Origin of the sequence: Rhodococcus sp. 1163 (assembly GCF_002091985.1) — a bacterium.
Lineage (GTDB): Bacteria > Actinomycetota > Actinomycetes > Mycobacteriales > Mycobacteriaceae > Rhodococcoides.
Window position 1 is genome coordinate 311,111 of record NZ_MKKX01000033.1, and the last position, 17,993, is coordinate 329,103.

The 17,993-nt window shown below is 61.4% G+C and carries 19 protein-coding genes; 6 read left to right on the forward strand and 13 right to left on the reverse strand.

All coding sequences use genetic code 11. The features are described 5' to 3' along the window. The first annotated feature begins 17 nt into the window (after nt 1-17). Complete coding sequence (locus BJD99_RS15280) at nt 18-1,430, forward strand: acyl-CoA desaturase (protein WP_084347956.1); 1,413 nt, start codon at nt 18-20, stop codon at nt 1,428-1,430. 83 nt (nt 1,431-1,513) lie between these two features. Here BJD99_RS15280 and BJD99_RS15285 read toward each other — a convergent pair whose 3' ends face one another. From BJD99_RS15285 to BJD99_RS15295, 3 genes are read right to left on the reverse strand one after another with little or no spacing between them, the layout of a single operon-like run. Continuing rightward, nucleotides 1,514-1,894 carry a nuclear transport factor 2 family protein gene (locus tag BJD99_RS15285; RefSeq protein ID WP_084347958.1) on the reverse strand — a complete coding sequence of 127 codons (381 nt, stop codon included), beginning with the start codon at nt 1,892-1,894 and terminating at the stop codon, nt 1,514-1,516. Continuing rightward, a complete protein-coding gene (locus BJD99_RS15290; RefSeq protein ID WP_084347960.1) occupies nt 1,891-3,396 on the reverse strand; it encodes an FAD-dependent oxidoreductase in 1,506 nt (501 codons plus the stop codon). The genes BJD99_RS15285 and BJD99_RS15290 overlap by 4 nt, the downstream gene beginning before the upstream one ends. Before the next feature lie 15 nt (nt 3,397-3,411). After that, nucleotides 3,412-4,317 (reverse strand): diiron oxygenase, encoded by a 906-nt coding sequence (locus BJD99_RS15295; RefSeq protein WP_084347962.1) that lies wholly within the window; start codon nt 4,315-4,317, stop codon nt 3,412-3,414. Nucleotides 4,318-4,503: 186 nt separating this feature from the next. Here BJD99_RS15295 and BJD99_RS15300 point away from each other — a divergent pair, with 186 nt between their 5' ends. The 3 genes from BJD99_RS15300 (at nt 4,504) to idi (ending at nt 7,096) form a co-directional block, all read left to right on the forward strand. Beyond that, nucleotides 4,504-4,929, forward strand: coding sequence for a nitroreductase family deazaflavin-dependent oxidoreductase (locus tag BJD99_RS15300; RefSeq protein WP_084348096.1), 426 nt, complete (start codon nt 4,504-4,506; stop codon nt 4,927-4,929). Nucleotides 4,930-4,965: 36 nt separating this feature from the next. Then, nucleotides 4,966-6,210, forward strand: coding sequence for a PLP-dependent aspartate aminotransferase family protein (locus tag BJD99_RS15305; RefSeq protein WP_084347964.1), 1,245 nt, complete (start codon nt 4,966-4,968; stop codon nt 6,208-6,210). A 271-nt stretch (nt 6,211-6,481) separates the two neighbouring features. Next, on the forward strand, nt 6,482-7,096 hold the full coding sequence (gene idi, locus BJD99_RS15310; protein ID WP_084347966.1) for an isopentenyl-diphosphate Delta-isomerase: 615 nt from the start codon (nt 6,482-6,484) through the stop codon (nt 7,094-7,096). Nucleotides 7,097-7,134: 38 nt separating this feature from the next. Here the strand turns inward: idi and BJD99_RS15315 are convergent, their stop codons facing one another. Continuing rightward, nucleotides 7,135-7,731, reverse strand: a complete 597-nt coding sequence (locus BJD99_RS15315) for a TetR/AcrR family transcriptional regulator (protein ID WP_084347968.1) — start codon at nt 7,729-7,731, stop codon at nt 7,135-7,137. A 128-nt stretch (nt 7,732-7,859) separates the two neighbouring features. Between BJD99_RS15315 and BJD99_RS15320 the strand changes: the two genes are divergently transcribed. Beyond that, nucleotides 7,860-9,611 carry an acyl-CoA dehydrogenase gene (locus BJD99_RS15320; RefSeq protein ID WP_084347970.1) on the forward strand — a complete coding sequence of 584 codons (1,752 nt, stop codon included), beginning with the start codon at nt 7,860-7,862 and terminating at the stop codon, nt 9,609-9,611. Nucleotides 9,612-9,621: 10 nt separating this feature from the next. Here BJD99_RS15320 and glgX read toward each other — a convergent pair whose 3' ends face one another. Further along, the gene (gene glgX / locus BJD99_RS15325; RefSeq protein ID WP_084347972.1) at nt 9,622-11,670 is read right to left on the reverse strand and encodes a glycogen debranching protein GlgX; all 2,049 of its coding nucleotides are present in this window, start codon (nt 11,668-11,670) and stop codon (nt 9,622-9,624) included. Nucleotides 11,671-11,742: 72 nt separating this feature from the next. Here glgX and BJD99_RS15330 point away from each other — a divergent pair, with 72 nt between their 5' ends. After that, nucleotides 11,743-11,925, forward strand: a complete 183-nt coding sequence (locus tag BJD99_RS15330) for a hypothetical protein (RefSeq protein WP_084347974.1) — start codon at nt 11,743-11,745, stop codon at nt 11,923-11,925. A 57-nt stretch (nt 11,926-11,982) separates the two neighbouring features. On the opposite strand, the gene BJD99_RS15335 is transcribed toward BJD99_RS15330, so the two are convergent. The 8 genes from BJD99_RS15335 to BJD99_RS15365 all read right to left on the reverse strand — a co-directional run bounded on the left by BJD99_RS15335 (nt 11,983) and on the right by BJD99_RS15365 (nt 17,891). Then, complete coding sequence (locus BJD99_RS15335; protein ID WP_084347976.1) at nt 11,983-12,426, reverse strand: PRC-barrel domain-containing protein; 444 nt, start codon at nt 12,424-12,426, stop codon at nt 11,983-11,985. Next, complete coding sequence (locus BJD99_RS15340) at nt 12,426-13,040, reverse strand: PRC-barrel domain-containing protein (RefSeq protein ID WP_084347978.1); 615 nt, start codon at nt 13,038-13,040, stop codon at nt 12,426-12,428. Before BJD99_RS15340 ends, BJD99_RS15335 begins: the two co-directional genes overlap by 1 nt. Next, on the reverse strand, nt 13,037-13,159 hold the full coding sequence (locus tag BJD99_RS21345) for a hypothetical protein (RefSeq protein ID WP_254900665.1): 123 nt from the start codon (nt 13,157-13,159) through the stop codon (nt 13,037-13,039). The genes BJD99_RS15340 and BJD99_RS21345 overlap by 4 nt, the downstream gene beginning before the upstream one ends. A gap of 177 nt (nt 13,160-13,336) precedes the next feature. Then, nucleotides 13,337-13,828, reverse strand: a complete 492-nt coding sequence (locus BJD99_RS15345; protein WP_084348097.1) for a GNAT family N-acetyltransferase — start codon at nt 13,826-13,828, stop codon at nt 13,337-13,339. Nucleotides 13,829-13,904: 76 nt separating this feature from the next. Further along, on the reverse strand, nt 13,905-14,729 hold the full coding sequence (locus tag BJD99_RS15350; RefSeq protein ID WP_084347980.1) for a glycosyltransferase family 2 protein: 825 nt from the start codon (nt 14,727-14,729) through the stop codon (nt 13,905-13,907). Then, nucleotides 14,726-15,727, reverse strand: coding sequence for a glycosyltransferase (locus BJD99_RS15355; protein WP_084347982.1), 1,002 nt, complete (start codon nt 15,725-15,727; stop codon nt 14,726-14,728). The genes BJD99_RS15350 and BJD99_RS15355 overlap by 4 nt, the downstream gene beginning before the upstream one ends. Then, complete coding sequence (locus BJD99_RS15360; RefSeq protein WP_084347984.1) at nt 15,724-16,815, reverse strand: glycosyltransferase; 1,092 nt, start codon at nt 16,813-16,815, stop codon at nt 15,724-15,726. Before BJD99_RS15360 ends, BJD99_RS15355 begins: the two co-directional genes overlap by 4 nt. Then, nucleotides 16,815-17,891, reverse strand: coding sequence for a glycosyltransferase (locus tag BJD99_RS15365; protein ID WP_256895775.1), 1,077 nt, complete (start codon nt 17,889-17,891; stop codon nt 16,815-16,817). Before BJD99_RS15365 ends, BJD99_RS15360 begins: the two co-directional genes overlap by 1 nt. Nucleotides 17,892-17,993: the final 102 nt, after the last annotated feature.

The window sequence follows — 17,993 nt, forward strand, 5'->3', positions numbered from 1 at the left end:
TCTCCGGAGGGATTCTTATGACCATCGACCACTCGACCCGCACGGAGCCGGTCAATCCGCTGGCACATCTGAGCGAGGAGACCATCGCCGAGTTGGCCAAAGAGTTCGACGCCATTCACGACGAGGTGTACGCGAGCCTGGGTGCGAAGGATCGAAAATACATCACCTCGGTGATCGCGGCACAACGCCAACTTCTGGTCGCTGGTCGCGTACTTCTGCTCGGCTCGACGAGCAAGCCTGCTTGGCTGGCGGGCACGGCGTGCCTCGGAATTGCGAAGATCCTCGAGAATATGGAGATCGGCCACAACGTCATGCACGGGCAGTGGGACTGGATGAACGATCCGGAGATCCACTCTTCGGTGTGGGACTGGGACACCGCATCGACGGCGCAATCGTGGAAGCACTCACACAATTACGTGCACCACACTTACACGAACATTCGCGGCAAGGACAAAGACCTCGGGTACGAGATCATGCGTATCGACCCGCGGCAGAAGTGGCACCCGGTCTATCTGGCGCAGCCCTTCTACAACGTTCTCCTCATGGCGTTCTTCGAATGGGGGGTGGCCCTGCATGATCTGGACCTCGATGCGTTGCGACACGGCGATAAGTCGCCGAAGGAACTGCTGGCAGATCTCGCGGGGATTGCAGGCAAAGCACGTCGGCAGTTCGTCAAGGACTATGTCGGCTGGCCAATTATCAGTGCGGGCGCATTCGGCTTGGCGCAGCTGATATCCGGAGGGCATCTGCGCGAGAGCAAGAAGTCGAGAGTGGCTGCGCGGTTGCGTAAGTCGACACGATTCGGGAAGAACAACGCCGTAGCCAATGTGCTCGATGCTCGCTTCAGTGGCGTGGAAAGCACGTTCGTCGCAACGTTTGCCGCGAATTTCTTTGCGAACATCATTCGCAACGTTTGGTCACACGGCATCATCTTCTGCGGGCATTTCCCGGATCAGGCCTACACGTTCAGTGAAGAAGAAGTGGAGAACGAAACCCGCGGCGGCTGGTACGTTCGCCAACTCGTCGGGGCCGCCAACATCGATGGCGGTCCACTGTTCCATCTGATGAGCGGGAACTTGAGTTACCAAGTAGAGCACCATCTGTACCCGGATATGCCGAGTACGAGGTATTCCGAAGTGTCTCCGAAAATCAAGGACATCTGCGAGCGGTACCAGCTGCCGTACAACAGTGGACCGCTGATGCAGCAGTGGGGGATGGTGCACCGCACAATCGCCCGACTCGCTTTGCCCGGTGGCAAGGTTCGGCCGAAGCCCGGCCCCTACCGGCCCGAAGAATCCTGGCGTAGGAAGTTCAACGACAGCGAAGCCGCCAATTCGCGCAGCCGTGTTCCGGCGAACCATCCTGACGCGGGGCCCGAGCACCGGGGCGGAGGCGTGGATGTCGAGCCGCCTCCGCGCGGGGACGACTGATCTCGCTGACGGTGCGGTGCCCGATCCCGTAGAACGGGCACCGGACCGTTCGGCCTATCCCAGGTGAGAGTGCTTCGTGCGAGTCAGCTTTCGGCCACCCGATCGCTTTCCGACATACCTGTGGCAGAAAGGGCCGATTCGAGGTCGGTATGACGGAAGATCGACGTGACGTGGTCGTGCACGACTCGGAAGCTGGCGGCCTCCATGGTGGTTCCCGCCGACTCGTCACCACTGGTTGCCGATTCCTCGACCACAACGACGCCGTCCCGGTAGAACATCGCACCTGGAGTGAGCGTCACTCCCGGAGTGCGCACCCACTCCTGCAGGTGCTCGAGCCCCTGCGCGGCCCCATCGGCCGAGCCCACCTCGATATCGTCGCTCGACAGAGCCAATACCGTGTCCACGTCGTTCGCGTTGAGTGCGTCGTGCCAGGCCAATACGGTCGCGATCTCAGAAGTACTCACCGATCGAGTATAACGACGTCCTCGAGAGTTTTCGCTGATGCAGAAAGTCTTCGGTACCAGTCGCGAGTTCGTCGGGGACTGCGCGCTGCGACGTCCTCGACGAGCGCGTCCACAGTCAGTTCGGCGTCGACCTTGTTGTCGCCGATTCCGCCGGTGGCGCCACGCTTGGCCCAACCGACCACGTAACAACCCGCTACGAGTGTTCCATCGTGGTCGGACACTCGGCCGTCGATATTGTTGATCGTCCCAGAATGCTCGTCGAAAGGAACTCCCGCAGAAGGTGTTCCGCGATATCCGATCGCGAGTAGCACCAGCTCGGTGGGAATCGATCGTGCATCGTCTCCGGTTCCGACGAGGACAGACTCGACACGGTTGTCGCCGTGAACGGAGAGAGGTGCCCGTCCGAAAGCGAAGACGATCCGAGGCGAAGAATGCGGTGAACCCAGTTCGACGACGTTCGCGCCACGCAACGCCGACGCCGGAGCCGAGGCGGGAAGCGCGTCGATCATCGACAAAGTCTCCGGCGATCCGGCTACCACCACATCGACGTATGGGCGGTCGAGAAGCGCCTTGCACTCGGAACGAGTGAATGCGGCGAACTCCGGGCCACGACGAGCGAGAACGACGACTTCCTCGACCCGGTGCGCTCGGAGCGCCGCGAGGGCATGGGGTGCGATGGAGGTGGATGCGAGATCGTCCGGGTCGGCGGTGAGGATGCGCGCCGCATCGAGGGCCACGTTGCCGTTGCCGAAAATCGTGACGCTCCGAACGCCGGTCAGGTCGACGGCATCGGCGGCGATGTCAGGATGGCCGTTGTACCAACCGACTACGGTGCGAGCGCTGATCGAACCGGGCAGGTCGAGGCCGGGAATGTCGAGGGGGCGATCGTTCTCCGCACCTACGGCGTACACGACGGCGTCGTAGCGTTCGGACAGCGTCTGCTGGTCGATGTCGACTCCGACCTCGACGCCGAGCTTCATGCTGACGCGGGGGTGCGCGAAGATGCTGCGGAAATGCTCGTTGATTCGGCGGGTTCCGAGATGGTCGGGTGCCACCCCGTAGCGAGCCAATCCACCTGCGCTCTGCAGGCGGTCGTAGAACGTCACCCGGCTGCTCGGAAGCCGCAGGAGTGCCTGCGCGGTGTAACAGGCAGCCGGGCCGGTTCCGATGATCGCGACATCGATTTTTCGAAGTTCGTTCACCGCCGGGGACGGGAACCGCGGAGCTGCCCATGCCGGATCGGTCGGTTTGTCCTTGTAGTAGTCCGCATTGATGTCGGCGTAGATCGACTGCTCCGGTGTCAGACGCGAAACGCGGGCAATCGCGTCGACCGGACATGCATCGGCGCATGCCCCACAGTCGATGCAGGAGCGTGGGTCGATGTACAGCAACTCGGTCTTGCCGAAATCCGGCTCATCAGGTGTCGGATGAATGCAGTTGACCGGGCAGACCGACAGGCAGGACGCGTCGTTGCAGCAGTTCTGGGTGATGGCGAAAGCCATATCGTCAGTCCTTCTTCACAGCATGTGCAGCCGACGATAAATTGCCTCCGCCGGCTTGGTGATCAGACCGCAGTCCAGCAGGAAAGCCATCAGGTGTTCGCTGCTGGTTCGCATCATGGTGTGGTGATGGGCGTTGTTCTTGGCCTCCTTGATTGCACGATTCGCGTCGAGACCTGCAGCCTCGTACACCCCTTTGTTGACCATGTTCGAGACGATGATGCGAGCGGCGATGGCAACGACCAGCGCACTCGACTTACGCCGCGCGACGCTCTTGCCTTGAATCCGTTCACGCATCTGCGCACGGGCGAAGGTCATGTGTCGCGATTCTTCGACTACATGGATCTTGCTGGTGGTGCGCACCAGCGGGAGGACGTTCTCGCCGCGCATCCAATCGCGTTGCATCACGTCGAGAACTTCTTCGGCCACCAGTATTCCGCCGTAGGCGGCTTCGGCAGATGCAATAGCTTTGAAGCCGCGGCCGAGTTCGATGCTCATCCGGCGCGGTAGGTACGCCTTGATGCCCATGGTCGTGCACGCACGAGCGAACATGATGGAGTGTCGGCACTCGTCGGCGATCTCGGTCAACGCGAACTGGAAGTCGGAGTTCGACGAGTCCTTGCAATACTGGTCGCGAAGAACCATCTGTTGCAGGATCATCTCGAACCAGATTCCGGTGCTCATGATCGAGCACACCTCGTGGCGGGTGAGCAGGATGCGCTGTTCCTGCGTCATCTCCTCCCACATCGCGGTGCCGTAGAGAGTGCTCCATTCCGGATTGAGGCCGAACAGGGCGGGGTCGAGGGGTTCGTCCCAGGCGACTTCCTCGGCCGGGTCGTACGACAATTGCGCGGCGGAATCGAGCAGCCGTGCTGAGACATCCTCGGCTTCGATGGTGTCGATCGAGCTGACGGTGCTGTTCATCGCGGGTGCATCCCTTCGTCGAGGTTCTACCAATGTAACTGTTACGGAGATTGCCAGTTACTTAAAGAAACGGGTAGAGCTCAACAGGATCATCGACGGCTGCGGCCTCGCGGCCTTAGACTGCCCGACGTGACGACATCTCCCGCACGGCCATCCCATCTCGACTCACCGATCGTTCCCTCGGTGATGAAATACGGCGCCAAGGCTCAGGTCTGGTTGTACCGACGCACCGGTGGCCGGATCGGTGGGAAATGGCGTATCGGCAGCGGATTCCGCAAGCCGGTGCCAGTGCTCCTGCTGGGGCATCGAGGCCGAAAGTCGGCCACCGAGTACACCACTCCGCTGATCTATCTGCTCGATGGCGACAACGTGATCGTGGTGGCCTCGCAGGGCGGAATGCCCAAGAACCCGCAGTGGTATTCGAATCTGATGGCGAGCCCGGATACGTGGCTGCAAATCGGCTCCGAGCGACGTGACGTGCATGCACGCACAGCAGACTCCAGCGAGCGTGCGCGGCTGTGGCCGTTACTGGTGAATAGATATGCAGACTTTGCCAACTATCAGGCGTGGACCGACCGCGAGATCCCGGTGGTCGTTCTCTCACGCCGCTAACGCACGCGCGGTCTGGTGTTCGATAGATTTCTCGGTATGACATCGCGTCCCGACAAAGAAGACCCATCGACACTGGCGTTCCCCACGCAAGCGGTACATGCGGGCAATCGAACAGACGGTGGTTCGGGAGCGATCAGGCAACCCATCGTCATGGCCAACTCTTATGCACTACCCGAGGATCCGTCCTCGTTGAGTTGGTCGGCCACCGACGTGCCGCTCTACACGCGCAATTCCGGTGCGAATCAGATTGCGTTGCAGGAGAAGTTGGCGGCACTCGACAACGGTGAGGACGCCGTCGTTCTCGCATCCGGAGTGGCCGCGCTGCATGCGGTGTTCTTCACATTTCTCTCCTCCGGTGACCACGTGGTCGTCGGCGATGTCACGTACGAAGCGACCTTCCGGTTGTTCTCGGAGCTACTGCCGCAGAAGTATGGAATCGAAGCAACGTTCGTCGACAGTTCGGACGCCGCCGCGGTCGCGGCCGCTGTGCGCGAGAACACCGTTCTGGTGCATGTCGAGGCGATCGCGAATCCGACGACCAAGGTCACCGACATCGCGGCAATCGCACGGGTAGCCCACGACGCAGATGTCCTGTTGTCGGTGGACTCGACCTTCACCCCGCCTCCGATGTATCGACCGCTCGCCGATGGCGCAGATCTGGTCGTGCATTCGCTGACCAAGTACATCAACGGGCACGGTGACGCAATGGGTGGTGCGGTCATCGGATCGAGCGCGCTCATCGGTCGGATCAAGAACGACGCAATGGTCGATGTCGGCGGTGTCATCTCACCGTTCAATGCCTGGCTGATCAGTCGTGGCTCGATCACGCTTCCACTTCGAGTGAACCAGCAGACGAGCTCTGCCGCGACCATCGCCAGGTTTCTCGACAACGATCCGAGGGTGGCGTTCGTTGCCTATCCGGGATTGGAATCGCATCCTCAGCACGAGGTCGCCGCACGCCAGTTCGATGGTCGGTTCGGCGCGATGATGGCTTTTGCGATCGACGCCGACTCCGATACCCACAACGTGTTCGTCGCCAATCTTCGAGTGATCACCTCGGCGGTATCACTCGGCCACGACGAGTCGTTGATCGTGCATGTAGGAACCGAAGGTGCGCGGGTCGCCCGATATCCGGATTCCTTCCGGACCTTCGGACACTTGCGATTCTCCGTCGGTTTGGAGGATCCGGCCGATCTGATCGCCGATCTCTCGGCGGCTCTGGACCTCACATTTGCGTCGAGTTCTCCAGCGACGTCCGCTCCATCGGTGTCCGGGGAGTAAGAACGGCCGGGAGGCTGTGTGCTCAACCTGCCCGGACGCTCCGGCGGCGAAGTGAACCAACACGGCCCCGCCTGCGTATCGCACTACCCGTTCCGTCGGTAACTACAAACATCGAACTTTTCCGCCCACGCATGGTGTGGTCTTCGACCGTGGAATGAAAGAGAACGCGCCGACCGGTGCCGAAATGTTTCGAATGTGGCGGGGTCTGGGAACATGATGTTATGGATCGGATAGCTTGCGCGCCCCTCACCTCATCCACCGGCAGTGCCCGATGCTGACCGAGGAGGTCGTCCTCGTCGACGATGCCGGTCGGAAGTTGGGAACGCAGGTGAAGTCGACAGTGCATACGACGACGACTCCGCTGCATCTGGCGTTCTCGTGCTACGTGTTCAACGGCAAGGACGAGGTACTGGTTACCGAGCGTGCCCACCACAAGTCGACCTGGCCGGGGGTGACCACCAACAGTTGCTGCGGGCATCCGGGACCAGGGGAGAATCTGGGCGATGCGGTCCTGCGCAGGTTAAGTCAGGAGTTGGGAATCGAGGCAGGAGGCGTGCGGCTGCTGCTACCCGATTTCCGGTATCGAGCCGTCATGGCAAACGGAATCGTGGAAAACGAACTGTGTCCGGTGTTCGGCGTCGTCTACGACGGGCCCGCTCCGAAACCGAATCCCGAAGAGGTTTCACGCGCCGATTGGGTTCCCTGGCAACAGTTTTCGAGGTTCGTTGCCGAGGGGGGTGCGGTATCGCCTTGGTGTCGTGAGCAAATGGAACGCTTGCATGCGCTCGGTGAATCTCCAGCACGTTGGCCTGCAGGTGACCCGAACTCACTCCCGATCGTCGTGCGTGACCCACACCAATGGCAACCTACGCTGTCGTCGGAGTGAGTCGATAGCTGTCTGAACGAGCCGGCTTGCCGTGGAAACTACGACGGCGGTGCGCCGACCATCCGAAGCGCCAGTTCCACATAACGCGAGGCCAGGATGTCCGGATCCGAGAACGACTTACTAGGAAACCATCGGCTGACGTCGATTCCGAGCGAGGTGATCGCCAACGTGGCAGCGCCGGTATCGGCGACCGAAAAATCTCCGGAGCTCACGCCCGCGTCGATGATGTCGGTGAACACCTTGGAGGTGGCCCGTCGAACAGCGGCGATCGTGCGAAAGTGCTCGGGTGTGAGCGACCGCAGTTCGTATTGGATGACCCGTGCCAATGCGTGATGACGGGCATGGAACTGGACGTACGCGTGGACCGTGGATGCGAGTCGAGCCGGCGGCGGGTCGGTGTGGATATCGGCCTGTTTCGTTTCGGCGAGCGCACGTCGGTGTCCGTCGAGGCTCGCGTCGAACAGTAGCGACTCTTTGGTTTTGTAATGGGGGTACATAGCCCCGGGACTGAGATCGATGCTTGCGGCGATCTCGCGCGTCGACGTCGCGCCGTACCCTTTGGCAGCGAAAATCTCGATGGCAGCGCTTCTGATCCGGGCGGCGGCTTTGGAGGTGCTCACTTCGTCGACACTCATTTCTCGCGCGATCCCTCCTCTCCATGTCCAGGGTTGACACGATCGGGTGCCGGGTCGATTATAGGCAGGTGCATAGAAACTATGCACTTGCATAGTTCCCACTGCGACTTTCCGACACGAGGCATGACATGACCGACGTACTCTCTCGCCGCGATCTCGACTTTCTGCTCTACGAGTGGCTCGACGTCGTATCGCTGACGGACCGCGCGCGGTTCGCCGAACACTCGAAGGAGACGTTCGACGCGGTACTGGACCTATGTTCCGACATTGCGCACAAGCACTTCGAACCGCACAACAAGAAGTCCGATGCGCACGAGCCGACCATGCGTCCCGACGGCTCGGTGGACATGATCGACGAGGTCAAGGCCGCACTGGACGTATATTCCTCTGCCGGGCTCATTTCAAGTCAGTTCGACGAGAGCGTCGGCGGTATGCAACTGCCGACGACGGTCGCTCGCGCATCGATGGCGTACTTTCAGGCGGCCAATGCCTCGACGGCGTCGTACCCGTTCCTGACTGTCGCCAATGCCAATCTGATCTCGACGTACGGAACTCCCGAGCAGATCGACGAGTATGTGCGTCCGATGTTGGAGGGCAAGTACTTCGGCACGATGTGCCTGTCCGAGCCGCAGGCGGGTTCCTCGCTCGCCGACATCACGACCCGGGCCGAGAAGCAGGACGACGGCAGCTACCGGATCACCGGAACCAAGATGTGGATCTCGGCAGGCGACCACGAACTCACCGAGAACATCATCCACCTGGTGCTGGCCAAAATTCCAGGTGGGGGAGCGGGAGTCAAGGGCATCTCGCTGTTCATCGTCCCCAAGCTGCTGCCGAACGCGGACCGCAACGAGGTGACTCTCGTCGGTTTGAACCACAAGATGGGCAACCGAGGGACGACCAACACCCTTCTCGCTTTCGACGGATCGGTCGGCTACCTCGTTGGGGAGGAGCATCGCGGTCTCTCCTACATGTTCCACATGATGAACGAGGCGCGAATTGGGGTCGGGTTCCTGGCAATTGCGTTGGGTTACGTCGGATACCTGAAGTCGCTCGAGTATGCGAAGGTTCGCACTCAAGGTCGGCCGCTGGGGTCCAAGGATCCGTCCTCTCCTGCGGTACCGCTCGTCGAGCACGCCGACGTCAGGCGAATGTTGTTGGCACAGAAGTCATATGTGGAGGGAGCGCTTGCGCTCGGTCTCTATTGCTCCAGGCTCGTCGACGAGCAGGATTCGACGACCGATGACACCGTCAAGGCGGAGTCGACGCTACTGCTCGATGTGTTGACGCCGATCGCGAAGAGTTGGCCGTCGCAGTGGTGTCTCGAGGCCAACAGTCTGGCGATCCAGATTCACGGCGGGTACGGCTACACCCGTGACTACGACGTCGAGCAGTACTACCGCGACAATCGGCTCAATCCGATTCACGAGGGGACGCACGGCATCCAGGGGCTCGATCTGCTGGGTCGAAAGGTGACCATGCAGGCGGGAGCGGGGGTGGCGCTCCTCGGTTCCAAAATTTTGGCTACCGTCGAACGGGCCCGGCCGCTGAGCCCCGACACCGCCCAATTCGCCGGTGAATTGGAAGCGGCATGGAACCGCACGGTCGAGGTCACCGCAGCACTGTGGTCGACGGGTGATCCTGCTGTGGCACTGGCGAATTCGACCGTGTATCTCGAAGCCGTCGGGCATGTGGTGATTGCCTGGATGTGGCTCGAGCAGCTCACCGCCGTCGAAGGCAAGACCGGAGCCTTCTACGACGGCAAGCGTCAAGCCGCTCGGTACTTCTTCGGCTACGAGCTACCGAAGACAGGCCCGCAATTCGACCTCTTGGCGTCCCTGGACCGTACGACCTTGGATATGAATCCCGAGTGGTTCTAGGTCCCGCCTTCTAGTTTTCTGCTGCCAGGAGGGTGAACGAGTGCTCACGAATCAGAATTGTCGGGCCTTCGCTTTCGTAGGCCTGATCGGGGTCACTCGATAGACTCTGCGCCCACTTTCCCTCCGGCAGTGAGAAGTCCACTGGGCCGGAGGAAGAGTTGACGAGCCAGGCGAAGGTGGTGTCGTCCTCGGGCGCCGTCATGCGCACCAGCATCGACAGAGCGGTGCCGTCCTCCCAATCCTCCGCGCCGAGCTTGGCGCCGTCCGCCCGGTAGAAGTCCACAGAGTTTTCGGCATTGCTGTCACCGTCGTGCCGGAACCACTTCGGACGCAGTGCCGGATGCTCACGGCGCATTCGTAGGAGCTCGCGGGTGAAGTTGCGGAGATCGAGATCGGCGCCCGCCCAGTCGAACCACGACAGCTCGTTGTCCTGACAGTAAGCGTTGTTGTTGCCCTGCTGCGATCTGCCGATTTCATCGCCACCGAGGATCATCGGCACACCGGCAGACAGCAACAACGTCGCCAGATGATTTCGTTGTTGCCGCGCGCGCAGGGCAAGGATGCCCTCGTCCTCGGTCGGGCCTTCCGCTCCGCAACCCCACGAACGATTGTCGGACTCGCCATCCTCGTTGTTTTCGCCGTTGGCCTCGTTGTGCTTGTCGTCGTAACTGTTGAGATCGGCGAGGGTGAAGCCGTCGTGCGCGGTGATGAAGTTGACGCTCGCCAAGGTCGGCCGACGGCTGGCCTCGTAGACGTCGGGGCTGCCAGTGATGCGTTGTGCGAAGGCGCCGAGCGATCCGGGTTCACCGCGCCAGAAGTCTCGAACGTCGTCGCGGAACTGGCCATTCCATTCGGACCAGCGAGCGGGAAATCCGCCCACCTGATAACCGTGGGTGTCCCAAGGCTCGGCGATGAGCTTGACCGGAGCCAGTGTCGGATCCTGGTGGACCAGATCGAGGAATGCGCTGTGCTTGTCCAGATCGGAGTCCTGGCGGGTGAGAGTGCTCGCGAGATCGAATCGAAATCCGTCGACGTGCATCTCGGTAACCCAATATCGCAAGGAGTCCATGATCAGAGCCAGTGCGGCTGGGTGGCCGACGTTGAGGCTGTTGCCCGTTCCCGTGGTGTCGAAGTACGACGCCCTGTCGTCCTCGACCAATCGGTAGTAGGACCTGTTGTCTATTCCCTTGAGCGACAACGTCGGTCCTAGGTGATTTCCCTCGGCTGTGTGGTTGTACACCACGTCGAGGATCACTTCGATTCCTGCGTCGTGGAGAGCTTTCACCATGGTCTTGAACTCGTCTACCTGCCCTCCGGTGTCACCGGCACTGCTGTACTCGTTGTGCGGGGCGAAGAAGCCGATCGAATTGTATCCCCAGTAGTTTCGACGGCCCGCTTCCAGAAGATGGGAGTCCTGGACGAATTGATGAACGGGAAGCAGTTCGACGGCAGTCACGCCCAGTTCGACAAGCTCGGCTATCGCTGCGGGATGGGCCAACCCTGCATAGGTTCCGCGAATGGACTCCTCCACGTCGGGATGTGTGGCAGTGAAACCCTTCACGTGAACTTCGTAGACGACCGTGCGGTCCAACGGAATTCGAGGTGCGGCATCGCTGCCCCAGTCGAACTCGGATGCCGAGACCACCGACAGCGGCATCGAGGCCGCGGAGTCGTCGTCGTTGCGAGTGTCGGGCTCGTCGTGGTGGTGGCCGAATACCGACTCGTCCCACTCGACTCCACCGGCTATTGCTCTCGCATAGGGGTCGAGGAGGAGCTTGTGTGAATTGTGGCGTAGACCGGACTCGGGATCCCATGGTCCTTCTACCCGCAGTCCGTAGCGCGAACCCGCTGTCAGATCCTCGACGATACCGTGAAATACATGGCCGGTTCGGCTATCGAGCGTGGTCGAGGAGACTTCGGCACCGTTCTCGTCGACGACAACGACAGCGATGGAGTCGGCGGTTTCGGAGTACACGGCCACGTCGGCCCCGCCCGTGGAGAGTAGAGATGCACCGAGTGGGTACGGCCTGCTGATGGTCGTGGGGCTGGCGTCGTTCATTGCTCTGATTTACCCCGGACCCCGGGTGACAAACCACGTTTGAATTCGAGCGAATCGCGGGTACATGCAGATATGGCAAATTACAGAGTTCTGGATCCCAAAGGCGAAGTCGTCGAAACCAAAGACATAGACAGTGCGGACGACGCACATGCCTGGTTCATCGACAAGAAGGCCGACAATTCCGAACTGGGTTGGCGCCTCGAGGTCGACCACGACGGGGAGTGGGCATTCGTCAGCGATACCGAAGGCAGCTGACACTCTCTGTCATATCCGTACGTGAATCGGGCCTCTCACACATGTGGGAGGCCCGATTCACTGCTGTCGGTGGTCGACGATCACTGCGTACGATCCCACTCCGATCAGGGCGCGTCCCTCGATCTGCTCGGCGCCGACGATGAGCGAGGTGATCGCTCCCGTTTCAGGATCGAAATCGACGTCGTCGACTTTTCCGAGCTCGACACCACCGGTGCTGAGTACACGCTTTCCGAGAACGTCGTGGGTCCTTCCTTCCAGCGCCGAGAGCGACGCCTCGTCATGGGCATCGACGATCGAGTCCGAGGATTCGATGGTGACCGCATCGATTCCGAACGCGGAAATCCCCGACCACGCGAGCGCGTTCCCGGACTTGGCCTTCTTGAGATGAACCCCGGCAACTGCGCGGTTGTGTGGATCGACAAAGAACCCGGCGATGGTCCCTACCGTGTCGGCGGTGGTCGTGCTGACCACCTTGCGGCCGGTGGACTCGGAGAACAACATCAGTTCGTACCCCCCAATTGCGCGCGGAATGCGTCGACGGCGGCACCGAACCCGGCGAGATCATCACGCACGAAGTCGGTGGCGCTGGCGGGCACCATCAGATGCTCCCCGGATGCGGCGAGTGTGTCGGGCAACGGAATGAGCACCGTTGTGCCCTTGTTCTTCATCGCCTCCGAGGACTTGATTTCGTAGCCCACTACTTCGCACTTTCCGCCGTAGCGGCCACTGACCTCGATGATGACGTCGACAACGGTGCCCAATTCGATACCGGAGTCGGTGAGGACGTTGGAGCCGAGGATGTCGCCACGCCGCTCATGTGAGGGTTGTGGAGTGTCGTCGCCGGAGTCTGGAGCGGTGAACATCTCGCCTGCCGGGGAAAGCATGTCCTCGCGGAGAATCATCACTGCGTCGGGCCCCAGTGCTGCAACGGACCGCCACGGAAGAACCTCTTTCCGGGGACCGGAGAACAATCCGCGTCCGGCGAGAGTGAAACCGGCGACGGCTCCGCCGTCGGGGGCGTAGATGATGTCCTTGATCTGTGAGATATCTTCACCGGTGAAAGTCACAACCGGACGCTTGGCGATCTCACTGGACCGCATCAACTGTTCGATCATGGTTTTCTCGACCTTCCGGTCTTGCCTGGCCGGCCAGTGATGATCACACCGCCGGATCGGCGCTTGGCCTGAACGGCCAGCACGAGCGCCACGAGCGCCACGATCACGACCAGGGCCACGATAACCCATCCCCACCACTGCATGTTGTTCTCGACTCTCTCGCGACCAGATCCTTCAGGGGTACAGCATCAATATCGTCGGGAAGCGGGCTTCACCAGTTCGCTACTGCGCGTACGAGTCCAATCTACCCGGTCGAGCCGCGCCTGCTGGGCGTAGTTCGACCGAAACTTCCACATTCACTTGGATTCTCGCACCAATGGGATGACAGGAACTCCGTTGTCGAGGACCTCGTCCCCACACGGCACGAATCCGTGCCCGGAGTAGATGTCCACGAGGTAGCTCGGCGAATCGATTCGGCATCTGGCCGAACCGACATCGGCCAAGGCTGCCTGGAGCAGGCGGGTGGTATGGCCCTTCCCGCGTTCGGAGCGTCGGGTACACAAATGGCCGATGCGCAACACCCGATCAGGTCCGTTGCCCTCTTCGGTCAGTCGTAACGTGCACAGGACTTCATCGTCACGCTCGAGCCAGAAGTGCCTGGTCAGCAAGCGTAAGTCCTCACCGTCGAGCTCAGGGTAGAAGTAAGCCTGTTCCACCACGAACACCTCCACGCGCAGCTTGAGCAGCGCGTACAACCGCTGGGTACTGAGGTCTGCTGCCCATTCCCGCTTGGTTGTCACAGCTCGCGCCGCTGGTGCCGACGCGCCGATGTTGATTACTCGATTCATCGTACGGACCTCGCATCCTGTGTGGGCACCTGCGTTCAGTGCAGAGCACGTACGGCTTACCCCGTAGTCGAGTGGTTCATGCAATGCGATCGATGGATCCGTCGGGATTGCGCACGATGCGGCCATCACGCTCGAACTCGTCCAGCCACCCTGCCATCGGCCACCGGCTCCAACGGCGATGGAACAGAGCCGCATTGCGGACGATGTCGTCGAGGTGTTCGATCGGCGGTGAGGAGACGCGGTGATGTTGATGGTAAGCATGCGCGCCGCCGACCCAACGCAACCCGACTCCGATCGAGCGAGCTACAGCTGCGAAATCGGTGTCCTCGCCGCCGTATCCGACATACTCGTCGTGAAATCCGCCGATACGGTTCCAGGTATCGGTCGACAGAGCAAAGGACAGTGACCAGAAGAGATCGAAATTCTTGCCTGTCTCGACCACTCCAGCAACCGGATTCGGACGCGCCGGATGAGGGTCGGTGTGGGCTTGCAACTCCTCGATCGCCCACGCCGAGCTTCGAGCGGGTAAGTAAGTAACCGGTCCGCAGAGTAACGATGTGCGGTGATCAGGCTGTGTTGCGCAATCGTGATAGCGCGTAAGCAGTTCGGGTGACGGAATGCAGTCGACGTCGAGAAAGACGAGAAGATCGGCTCCGCCGTCCAATGCCACTCGGGCGCCCTCGTTTCGTGCCTGCCCGATCGGAAGCCTGCCTTGGGGTGCGGCGAGGTCGACAACCTGCGCCGTGCTTTCCGTGTCGGCGACGACACGAGCGATCTCGCCGTCGCCGATGGCGACGACGATGTGCTGTTCGGGTTCGAGCATCGACTGGGCGAGGCCACGCAGTTGTCCCCGAAGGTGCTCGTGCCGCCCTGACACGACGGTGATCACGGATGTCCTCATACTGCGGCCGTCTCGGACAGCAGTCGCGCTGCGCGGTAGGCGGCACCGGACGCTTCGACGCGATGCCAGCCCTCCGACCCCAGGCGTACCGCCTCCGCCAACAGGGCCCGCCAACGATCGGGGGACGGCCACGACGGCGCGACTACGGCCACTCCCGCCCCTGCTAGTGCGTCGGCGGTCGCGTCCTGTTCACCGTAGGGCCGATCCTGGGGCACGACGACTGCAGGCACCGCCGCAGATGCCACGTCGGCGAGTGCATTCTGCCCAGCATGGGTGATCACCACCGATGCCGCACACAAGTGTGGCCAGACATCGTCTATCCATGTTCGTGCATCGAGTCCCGCTGCCGTCCAGGTGAATTCGGAGTTGAGTTCGGCCGCTTCGTCGATATCCTTCTTCGTCAGCGACGTCCCGCCCGCGCCACCGAGAACGAAGACATTCGGCTCGGTTGTCGTGTTCGGAGTGCGCGGTCGCCCAGCGAAACGGCTGATCGACCCCACGTAGGTGGTCTTGGTGGAAAACGCATGAAGCGAGGCCGGGTCGTACACATTGTTGGACCACGGGGCGATGATTGCTGTTGCGATCCGATAAACCAACTGATGTTGCTCGTCCGTTCGATCACCGGGCATGGCGACAACGACAACAGGAATTCCGAGCAACCGGACGAACAGGGCTACCTCGACGGACACGTCGACGACGACGAGCCGTGGATGTGTTCGTGCGACCCACTCGGCAAGCATCGCCATGCGCTCGGTGAGGCCGCGGACACCGATCGGTGCCCAATGGAGCACCCCCGATGCAGTCGGGTCGAGATCGGACGCTCGATCGCCCATCGTCGAGTCCACGTCGAGAGGCAACGGCAACCAGTCGAGGTGAGCGTGTTCGGAAGATCGCGGGCGCGAAGACAGTACGGTCATCGGTTCTTCGAGCTCAGCGGCGATCGACGCCGCACGAGTCACATGTCCCGATCCATGATGATGCGCGTAGTACCCGATCATGCCGCACCTCGTCGAACCGTCGTTTCGCGAACCATGTGCTCGTAGAGCTCCGAGTAATGGTCCACCATCACGGTTTCCGAGCATGCAGTTTCGGCACGGGCCCGGGCATCGCTCCGCGAGAGTGCTGCGGCGTCGACGAGCGCGATTGCCAGATCCTCCACCGAATCTGCGGTAGCGAGACGGCCACAGGCGGGGGTGAGAATTTCCGGAATCCCGCCACGGTCGAAAGCGGCGACGGGGGTTCCGCACGCCAAGGCTTCGGCGACGACCAGGCCGTAGGGCTCTTCCCAGACGGGCGTAACCAGAGCGACTGCGGCGCCACCGACGAGTGTCGCGAGCTCCCGCTGACGAAGATGACCGACGTAGGTCACCGAGTCGTCGAGGTGCGGCTCGATGTGGTCCCGAAAGTACTCGGTATTCGAGACAGGTCCGGCGAGACGAAGTGGAACTCCGGCCATACGCGCGGCATCGATCGCAAGATGGGGTGCCTTCTCCGGCACCATACGGCCGGACCAGACTGCATAGTCTCCGCCGGGTCCTTCCGGCCACCGCTGCGTCGAGATGCCGTTGGGGACGACATGAACCGCGCCGAGCACGGGTGCCCACTGGCGAGCGGCATGCTCACTGACCGCGACGAACGACGACGCAGGACTCGCCGACACAGCGATGGCCGACTCCAGCCAGGCGAATGGGGGAGTGTGCAACGTGGTGAGCATCGGCGTCTGCACTGTCGGAGACATGGCAATGGGCAGGTAGTGAAGGCTGTGATTGTGGATGATGTCGAAGGAGTCTCGCAGGTCCGAAGCCAGATCCATCATCACCGACAGGTACGCGTGATGCTCGCTCACTGCCAGCGCTGGTGTGGTGATGTCCGCTTTGGAAATCGCACTCAGTTCCAGTCGTGCGACCCTGAGATTTCCGCCGGTGACCTCGACCGAAGACCCCTCTGCGGCGAAAAGCGTCACGATGTGGCCGCGTTCGGTCAGGGTGTGGGCGAGTTGCCAGATGTGCGCCTCCATACCCCCGGCAAACGGTTCGGCGATAGGGAAATTCGATGAACCGAGTAGCGCAATGCGTAATGGTCGCATCAGCGGGCCTCGGTCAGGACGCGGCTACCTCGCGACAGAGCACGTTCGTAGATTTCGTAGTGTTTTCGGGAGAGCATGGTGCGTTCGCGTTCCCGTTCGGCTCTGGATGCGGCCGGAGTCCGGTTACGGGAGGCGTGGACATCCCGCAGTGCCTGCGCAAGGCTATCGGGTTCGAATCGGTCTATCCCGAATTCATATGTAATACAGGGTTTCTGATCGCTGTAGTATCCGCAGTCCGGGGCGACGACGGCGGTTCCAAGGTCGTAGCATGCTTCGAGCCAGCCCGAGTGTGTGCCGAATCGATACGGTAGTACCGACACGTCGATTTCTCTCAGATAGCGCCACAATTCGGTGTCGTCGAAGCGGCGATGCACCCGAACGTCGACGCTGCGGAATCTGTTGTACGCAGTCAACGCTGCACCGACTGCTCCCCGCTGATCACGGTGGGCGAACACCTCCTCGTCGATGTCGAGTTGCACTCGTGTGTTTCCGAGTTCTGCTGCGGTGCAGACTACGACGTCCATGACCGCCAGCGGATCGAGATTTGCACGAAGGCTCTTCGCGTGAATCCCGATGACGAACTCCCGCTCGTGGTCCGCCCGCGCCTGCCCGATCAGGTCGAGCGGAGCGACATGGGGATGTGGCAGCACAGTGGCAGGGGTGTTCCATCGTGCAGTGATCTCCGCGGCAGCGGCGTCAGTGAGAGTGATGACGTCGTCCGCGGCAGTCACGAGAATGTCGAGTTGTGCCAGGTGCATGGAGTTGTCCGCGAAGTGTGGATTGTGCAGATCGTGCACGGTGAGCACGAAAGGCTTGTTGTGCGTGCGCAGAATCTCGACGATTGCGGCCAGCCTCGCAGGCTCGACCGCATCGAACCCGAAGTGAAGATGGAACACGTCGAAGGTATCGATGTGCTCGGTCAACCATCGAGGTTCGAGCCACCGAGGAGGCCACCACCGGGCGTCTGTCTCCTCGGCGTCGACCGGCCGTGGATCGGGTAGCCGGAGACAGGCCGGCTCACCCATGTCCACGGTGTCCGGTTCGAGATTGGTGATATATCGGTGGTCAGTGGGCACCGAGGCGATCGTGATCAAAATAAAGGGTTCCTCTGTCGGCAGAGTGGATATACGGGAGAGTGTCGAACCCGGCCCGGCTGCTCGAGAGGGAGTGTATTTGCG